The sequence below is a fragment of the Mesorhizobium sp. B2-7-1 genome, assembly GCF_006440735.1.
GTDB lineage: Bacteria > Pseudomonadota > Alphaproteobacteria > Rhizobiales > Rhizobiaceae > Mesorhizobium.
Genome location: NZ_VFUA01000175.1, coordinates 1 through 7,420, shown reverse-complemented (window position 1 = coordinate 7,420; position 7,420 = coordinate 1). Strand labels below are relative to the sequence as shown.

The following is a 7,420-nucleotide window of genomic DNA, read 5'->3' as shown; positions in this document are numbered from 1 at the left end:
AACTAATTCCGCCCCACTCCCGTATATCTCCCCGTATGAACCTCATCTGCGCCGCCCTCCTCTTCCTCGTCGCGCTCCTCTTTGCCCTGGCCGGCGTCACCCGCGCCGGCGTCTGGTCGATCGAGCGGCGCAACCCGCCTGTCGGGGCATTCGCCGAGATCGACGGCGCGCGCATCCACTATGTCCATATCCCGGCGCCGGCCGGCGCCGACCTGCCGCCGGTCGTCTTCATCCATGGCGCCAGCGCCAATCTGAAAGACCAGATGCTGCCGCTGAAGCCCCTGATCGAGCGCCGCGCCGAGATGCTGTTCCTCGACCGCCCGGGCCTCGGCTGGTCGGAGCGCGGCGACAATGAAACCTTGGCCGCTCAGGCGGACACCATTGCCACGCTGATGGATCGCCTCGGCATCGAAAAGGCAGTCATCGTCGCGCATTCCTTCGGCGGCGCGATCATCACGGCATTCGCCCGCCAGCATCCCGAAAAGACGCTGGGACTGGTCTTTCTTTCGCCCGCCACGCATCCATGGCCGGGCGGCGCGACCGCCTGGTATTACAAGCTCACCGCCACGCCGGCGATCGGCTGGCTGTTTTCCGAAACGCTCGCCTATCCGGCCGGCATGCTGCAGATCGGCAATGCGACGGCTTGCGTCTTTTCACCCAACAACCCGCCGGACAATTACATCGGCGAGGCCTCGATCCCGCTGGTGCTGCGGCCGTCCGCCTTCCGCGCCAATGCCCGCGATGTCGCCCAGCTCTACGACTATGTCCGCGCCGCCTCACCCGCTTACCGCGAGATCAAGGCGCCGACGGTCGTCATCTCGGGCGACCGCGACAAGGTGGTCTATGCCACGATCCATTCCATCGGCCTTAAGCGCGACATTCCCGGCGCCGAGCTGGTCTGGGTCCACAATCTCGGCCACAAGCCGGACTGGATCACGCCCGGCCTCGTCGTCGGCGCGATCGAGAAAGTCGTAGGCCAAGATGTCGACCTAGAAGCGATGGCCAGGACCGTGGAGGCCCGGATCGCCAGCGATGCCTATAATGACGGCAAATGTCCGGACATCGAAGTACCCGACGCCGAGTTGGCGCCGACCTGAAATTTCAGAGATTGGTTCCTGAATGCCACCGCGAAGACGGCTGGGTATATCGAGATTCAGGTCAGGCCGAGTCGAAAGTAGTGACTTCCGAGAACCGGAGCGGAGCGTACTTAAAGTACGTGAGCACCGGAAGCGCAGGAAGTCGCTACTTGCAGGCCGGCCTCACCTGAATATCGACATACCTAATGCGTGTCCGACCCCACATACGCAATGCGCAGCATATTGGTCGAGCCGGGTGTCCTGAGCGGCACACCGGCCGTGATGATCACCCGGTCGCCCGGCTTGCCGAAACCTTCTTCCAGCGCGATGCGGCAGGCCCGGTCGACCATGTCGTCGAGGTCGGTCGCGTCCGGCGAGACGACGCAATGCGTGCCCCACAAGAGCGACAGGCGGCGCGCCGTGTTGAGGATCGGCGACAGCGCCACGATCGGCACCTGAGGCCGCTCGCGCGCGGCGCGCAGGCCGGTGGTGCCCGACGCGGTGTAGGAGATGATCGCCGACAGTTTCAGCGTCTCGGCGATCTCGCGCGCGGCCAGCGAAATGGCGTCGGCCCCAGTGGCCTCGGGCTCGGAGCGCTGCGCGTTGATGATGCCGGCGTAAGTCGGGTCGGCTTCGACCTTGGTGGCGATGCGGTTCATCATGGCGACCGCTTCGACCGGATAGGCGCCGGCCGCGGATTCTGCCGAAAGCATGATCGCGTCCGCGCCTTCGAAGACGGCGATCGACACGTCGGAGACCTCGGCGCGGGTCGGCACGGGCGCGGTGATCATCGATTCCAGCATCTGCGTGGCGATCACCACCGGCTTGCCGGCGCGGCGCGCCGCGCGCGTGATCTGCTTCTGGATACCGGGCACCGCTTCGATCGGCATCTCGACGCCGAGATCGCCGCGGGCGACCATCAGCGCGTCGGAGAGCTCGATGATTTCGGGGAGCCGGGCGACTGCCTGCGGCTTCTCGATCTTGGCCATGATCAGCGCCCGGCCGCGCGCGATCTTGCGAGCCTCCGCCAGATCCTCCGGCCGCTGCACGAAGGACAGCGCCACCCAGTCGACGCCGGTGGCGAGCACCGCGTCGAGATCGGCGCGGTCCTTCTCGGTCAACGCGCCGACCGGCAGGTCGGTGTCGGGCAGGCTGACGCCCTTCTTGTCGGAAATGCCCGAGCCGGCGACGACCGTGCAGGTGATCGACTTGCCGTCGCTCTTTACCGCCTTCAGCTCCAGCTTGCCGTCGTCGATCAAAAGCCGGTGACCGGGCTCGACCGAGTTCAGGATTTCCGGATGCGGCAGGTACACCCGCTTCGATGTGCCGGGTTCCGGATTGTCGTCGAGCGTGAAGGTCTGGCCAAGGGTCAGCGCTTCCTTGACGTTGGCGAACTTGCCGACCCTGAGCTTCGGACCCTGCAGGTCGGCGAGGATGCCGATAGGCCGGCCGACGGCCGCCTCTACGGCGCGGATGCGGCCAACCAGCGTGCGCATCAGCTCGTGGTCGGTATGGCTCATATTGATGCGGAAGACATCGGCGCCGGCTTCGAAGAGCTTCTTGAGCATTTCCTCGGAGGAGGAAGCCGGACCGATGGTGGCGAGGATCTTGACCTTGCGGTTACGTCTCATTGACTGTTTGTTCCCGGAGCGGGGGCCGCCGCTGGCGCGCCTCCCGTTGCAGGCTCGTCGGTCAGCTGGACCATCCAGCTGGCCTGCTCGCCCGTGTCATATTCCTGAAATCCGGCGCGCTGGAAGCCCCGGGCGACGCAATCATTCACGCCGGCGATCTTGAACTCTTTTTCGGCGACGCACATGTTGATCGGGCCGTCCCAGCGCCCGCCGCGTTCGGCGTCTTCTGCATAAAGATAGTAAAACCTTGATGACAGCGGACCCTCGATCAGCGTCTTGCAGGTCGATCCTTCGATGTGCCACCAGCCCTCGGTGATCCAGCCGGCCTTGGCGCGATAGCCGATGCCGACGCCCACCAGATTTTGCGTTGCGTTGCAAACGCGGAAGTCGGCCCGAGCCGGCGAGGTCGCGAAAATCGCGCATAATCCCGCGCCGATGATCAGCAACGGCACGGCCAAGCGCTTGCGCAACCGGCCGGCAAAACCCATCGCAGATCCCCTTGCGAACCACATTTGCATCTCTCGAAGCCCCTTTTCAGCAAACTCCGGTCGCATGTCAACGCGCCGTTTTGTTCAATTCCAATCGATTTAGAAGGGCCCGTCGCGCAAATTCTCCTCCAGCGGGAGATTTTTTGCAGAAACCTTGGCCAAACAACGGCATTGCGCCGGCGTCCTCTTCGTGGAATGACGATACCACATCGCAGCCGCCATCCCCTTTTCAGCCGATGACCCGATCCACAGTTTTCACGCCATTCGACATCGTCGAGGGCGACCGCAAGAAAGGCGTCGTGCTTCTGGCCGATCACGCCCGCCGCGACCTGCCCGAGGAGTATGGCAGTCTCGGTTTGCCGGCGTCCGAATTCGATCGTCACATCGCCTATGACATCGGCGTCGAGACGGTGACGCGGGAGCTTGCCGCCGCGCTCGACGTGCCTGCGGTGCTGGCGGGCTTCTCGCGGCTGTTGATCGATCCCAACCGGGGCGAGGACGACCCGACCATGATCCGTCAGCTCTATGACGGGACCGTGGTGCCGGGAAATTATCCGATAGCCCGGGAGGAGCGCGAGCGGCGGCTGGACCGTTTCTATCGGCCCTACCACGACGCTGTCGGCGCCATGATCGCCTCCGTGGCGCACGCCTCGGGCAAGGCGCCGTTCATCTTCTCCGTGCATTCCTTCACGCCGGTGATGCAGGGTTTTGTCCGCCCCTGGCATGTCGGCGTGCTGTGGGACCGCGACGATCGCGTGGCGCGGCCGCTGATCGACATGCTGGCTCAGCACAAGTCCCTCGTCGTCGGCGACAACGAGCCTTATGACGGCGCCCTGCGCGGCGACACCATGTTCCGCCACGCCATCGTCAACGGCTATGCCCACGCGCTGATCGAGATCCGCCAGGACCTGATCGCCGACCGCGCCGGCGCCCTCGCCTGGGCCGAGCGCCTGGCGCCGATCGTTGACGCCATCGACCGGCGTCCCGATATACATGCGGTGAAAATGTTCGGCTCGCGCACCGGACCCGTGTGACGAGCCCGACAGGCCGGAGTTTTCCCCATGACCGAACTCAGCGACGACCAGAAACGCGACTTCGAGGCAGCCGCCTTCCGTCGGCTGGTGGCGCATCTGCGCGAACGCGGCGATGTCCAGAACATCGACCTGATGAACCTCGCCGGCTTCTGCCGCAACTGCCTGTCCAACTGGTATCGCGAAGCCGCCGAGGCCGAGAGTGTCGCGCTGTCGAAGGAAGCTGCGCGCGAGATCATCTACGGCATGCCCTATGCCGAATGGCAGGCGCTCAACCAGACCGAGGCTTCGGAAGCCAAGAAGGCCGAGTTCGAGGCAAGGCGCCCGAAGGATCACTAGAGCGATGCCGAACGCTTTCGCCGGCTTCGTCATTCTTGGGCGGAGCAAGGAGCGAAGCGACGCGCGCAGACCCGAGGATCCATTCCGTGACGCCAAGGCGTTGCAGCGACTACAGAATTCTGCACCGTTGCACTCCACGTTGAAGGTCACAGAATGGATCCTCGGGTCTGCGCGCGTCGCTTCGCTCCTTGCTTCGCCCGTTGATGACGAACGGAGAGGCGCTTGTGCCAAACCTCCAAAGCTACCGCCTGCCACGAACGACACTGGCTCCACGGTCGCACTCCTTGGTCCAAGCACTTCCCCAGCGCGGTTCTTGACTACCAATTGAATCGATCTAATTTGCCGCGCAAAGCCATTTGGCGCAGCGGATTCGGGCTATGAGCGTGCAAACCACGATGCAGGCCGCGACGCGCGGCCGCTGGGCCGTCGCCGGCATTTTCCTGGCCAACGGCTTTCTCACCGGCAGCTGGGCGCCGCAGATCCCGGTGTTCCTCACCCGGCTCGACATTACCCGGTTCACCCTCGGCCTGCTGATCCTCCTGTTCGGCGTCGGCGCCGTGATTGCCATGACCTGGTGCGGCCATCTCATCTCCAGGCATGGCTCGCGCACCGTAACCCGTTGGTTCGGCGTCTGCGGCAGCTTCGGCCTGCTGATCGTGGCGCTCGCGCCCAACGTTCCCCTGGCGGCGATCGCCATGCTCATCTTCGGCGGCTCGATCGGCGGCATGGATGTCGCGATGAATTCGAATGCCGTGGTGGTTGAAAGAAGGCTCTCCCGGGCAATCATGTCGTCCTCGCATGGCTTCTGGAGCCTCGGCGGCTTCGCCGGCGGCGCGCTCGGCGGCTATTCGATCCAGAACTACGGCTATCTGCCCCATGCCGTCGCGGTGACGGCGATCGCCTTTGCCGTGATCGCCTTTGCCATTCGCTACCTTATCGCCGATGATCGGCCGCAGGCGGTCGAGCACCAGAAATTCACGCTGCCGCGGCACACGGCCGTCTATCTGGTCGGACTGATGGCGCTGCTCACCATGATCTCGGAGGGCGCGGTGCTCGATTGGGCGGCGCTCTTCCTGCATCAGGAGCTGGGCGCCGACCTTGCGGTCGCCGGCCTCGCTTATGCCGCCTTCTCCGGCGTCATGGCGCTGATGCGTTTCCTGGGCGATGGTGTGCGCAACCGTTTCGGCGCGGTGGCGACCTTGCGCGGCTCGGCGTTGGCCGCCGCGGCCGGCATGCTGGTCGCCGGCCTCTCGCCCTCGCCTTACCTTGCCATCGCCGCCTTCGCTTTCTGCGGCTTCGGCATTGCCAACATGGTGCCGATCCTGTTCTCGGCCGGCGGCAACCAGGAAGGCATGTCGTCCGGCACCGGCATGAGCGTCGTCACCACAATGGGCTATTCCGGCATCCTGGTGGCGCCGTCGGCGATCGGCTTCGTCGCCGAGCATTCGAGCTTCGGCCCGATCTTCATCGCGCTGTCCGGGCTGCTGGTCGTCGTGCTCTTGATGGCCGGGCTCGCTCACCGGGCCGAATTCGCTCCCGAGCCGGATGGATTTCAGGTCGGATCGACCTGAAATCCATCCGGCTCTAGGATCAGAGAAATAGGGCATGATGTCGTCCGAAAACCGCTTCACACTTTTCGGCATCATGCTCTAGCCTGTGCCGGCCGAATAGCGCTTCAGCTCCTCATGCAGGAAGTCCGCCACGCGGCGGATGCGCATGCTGGTGCGCACGTCGCGATGCATGGCGAGCCATACGGGCAGGACCGGCAGCGGTACATTGGGCAGCAGCTTCTCCAGGTCAGGGTCGCGGTCGGCCAGTGGCTCCTGGCCTATGCCGATGCCGTTGCCGGTCCGCACCGCCTCCCACAGCACGATCTGGTTGTCGGTCCGGAAGCGGAAATGGCTGCGGCCGACCGGAATGCCGAACGCGGTGAAGCCGCGAATGATCTCGTCGCTGCGGTCGAAGCCGACCAAAGCGTGCTCGGCAAGGTCGGCGGGTGTTTCGGGCCGGCCGCGCCGGTCGAGATAGGCGCTTGCCGCGCATAGGCAGAGCGGAATGTCGGTGACCTTGCGCGCCACCAGTTCGTTCTGTGCCGGCCGGACCATGCGGATGGCGATGTCGGCGTCGCGGCGCAAAAGGTTCTCGACCTGATTGGAGGCGACGATCTCGACCTCGATGCCCTGCTCCTCCTCGCCGAGACGGGCCATCATACCCGGCAGCACGAAGGCGGCGACCACTTCCGAAGCTGCGATGCGCACCGTGCCCTCGATCGCCTCGACCGAACCCAGCGCCAGCAACGAGAACGCATTGGCCTGCTCGCTGACCGCCCGCCCGCGCTCGTAGAGCGCGCTTCCCGCCTCGGTCAGCTCGTAGCCGCGCCGCCCACGCCTGAACAGCGTCACGCCGAGCGCCGCCTCCAGTTCGGCGATGTGGCGGCCGAGCGTCGGCTGGCTGGCCGCAAGCTGGCGCGCCGCAGCCGAAAGGCTGCCGGTATCGGCGACCGCGACAAAACTCTTGATCAGGTTCCAGTCGAATTCCTTCATTCATTTTTGAATAACAGAACGCCGAAACAGGTCAATTTCAATTCGTTGGTGAACGCATCAGATTAGCCGGGCGAACGCAAGCAACGGAGAGAACACATGACCAAGATCGCAATCCTCGGCGCCAATGGCCGGCTCGGCCGCGTGGTTGGCAAGGCTTTCATCGACGCCGGCTTCGACGTCCGCGCCGTCACCCGCACCGGCAAGGTGCCGGCCGAGCTCAAGGGCGCAACCGCGGTGGCCGGCGACGCGCTGGACCGCCAGTCCCTGATCAACGCAACGCAAGGCGTCGACATCATCTTCAATGGCCTGAAC

The 7,420-nt window shown here is 64.8% G+C and carries 8 protein-coding genes; 5 read left to right on the top strand and 3 right to left on the bottom strand.

The window, feature by feature from the left end; all coding sequences use genetic code 11:
* The first annotated feature begins 35 nt into the window (after window positions 1-35).
* Window positions 36-1,097, top strand: coding sequence for an alpha/beta hydrolase (locus FJ471_RS33555; protein WP_140810482.1), 1,062 nt, complete (start codon window positions 36-38; stop codon window positions 1,095-1,097).
* 182 nt (window positions 1,098-1,279) lie between these two features.
* Here FJ471_RS33555 and pyk read toward each other — a convergent pair whose 3' ends face one another.
* Window positions 1,280-2,707 (bottom strand): pyruvate kinase, encoded by a 1,428-nt coding sequence (gene pyk, locus FJ471_RS33550; protein ID WP_140810478.1) that lies wholly within the window; start codon window positions 2,705-2,707, stop codon window positions 1,280-1,282.
* Entirely contained in the window at window positions 2,704-3,261 is a 558-nt protein-coding gene (locus tag FJ471_RS33545) for a DUF1036 domain-containing protein (RefSeq protein ID WP_181179931.1), read from the bottom strand. The genes pyk and FJ471_RS33545 overlap by 4 nt, the downstream gene beginning before the upstream one ends.
* A gap of 170 nt (window positions 3,262-3,431) precedes the next feature.
* Between FJ471_RS33545 and FJ471_RS33540 the strand changes: the two genes are divergently transcribed.
* From FJ471_RS33540 to FJ471_RS33530, 3 genes are all read left to right on the top strand, one after another.
* The gene (locus tag FJ471_RS33540) at window positions 3,432-4,229 is read left to right on the top strand and encodes an N-formylglutamate amidohydrolase (RefSeq protein ID WP_140810470.1); all 798 of its coding nucleotides are present in this window, start codon (window positions 3,432-3,434) and stop codon (window positions 4,227-4,229) included.
* Window positions 4,230-4,256: 27 nt separating this feature from the next.
* Entirely contained in the window at window positions 4,257-4,565 is a 309-nt protein-coding gene (locus FJ471_RS33535) for a DUF1244 domain-containing protein (RefSeq protein ID WP_140810466.1), read from the top strand.
* Window positions 4,566-4,942: 377 nt separating this feature from the next.
* Window positions 4,943-6,136, top strand: coding sequence for an MFS transporter (locus FJ471_RS33530; protein ID WP_140810461.1), 1,194 nt, complete (start codon window positions 4,943-4,945; stop codon window positions 6,134-6,136).
* A 78-nt stretch (window positions 6,137-6,214) separates the two neighbouring features.
* Here FJ471_RS33530 and FJ471_RS33525 read toward each other — a convergent pair whose 3' ends face one another.
* On the bottom strand, window positions 6,215-7,108 hold the full coding sequence (locus FJ471_RS33525) for a LysR family transcriptional regulator (protein ID WP_140810456.1): 894 nt from the start codon (window positions 7,106-7,108) through the stop codon (window positions 6,215-6,217).
* 96 nt (window positions 7,109-7,204) lie between these two features.
* Here FJ471_RS33525 and FJ471_RS33520 point away from each other — a divergent pair.
* Window positions 7,205-7,420, top strand: a 216-nt coding sequence (locus FJ471_RS33520; RefSeq protein ID WP_140810453.1) for an NmrA family NAD(P)-binding protein, incomplete at its 3' end; no start/stop codon positions are given.

Bases quoted from the DNA above. Each gene is read 5' to 3' on its own strand.
- FJ471_RS33530 (WP_140810461.1), top strand. From the start codon at position 4,943: ATGAGCGTGCAAACCACGATGCAGGCCGCGACGCGCGGCCGCTGGGCC.
- FJ471_RS33525 (WP_140810456.1), bottom strand. From the start codon at position 7,108: ATGAAGGAATTCGACTGGAACCTGATCAAGAGTTTTGTCGCGGTCGCC.
- FJ471_RS33545 (WP_181179931.1), bottom strand. From the start codon at position 3,261: ATGCGACCGGAGTTTGCTGAAAAGGGGCTTCGAGAGATGCAAATGTGG.
- FJ471_RS33555 (WP_140810482.1), top strand. From the start codon at position 36: ATGAACCTCATCTGCGCCGCCCTCCTCTTCCTCGTCGCGCTCCTCTTT.
- pyk (WP_140810478.1), bottom strand. From the start codon at position 2,707: ATGAGACGTAACCGCAAGGTCAAGATCCTCGCCACCATCGGTCCGGCT.
- FJ471_RS33535 (WP_140810466.1), top strand. From the start codon at position 4,257: ATGACCGAACTCAGCGACGACCAGAAACGCGACTTCGAGGCAGCCGCC.
- FJ471_RS33540 (WP_140810470.1), top strand. From the start codon at position 3,432: ATGACCCGATCCACAGTTTTCACGCCATTCGACATCGTCGAGGGCGAC.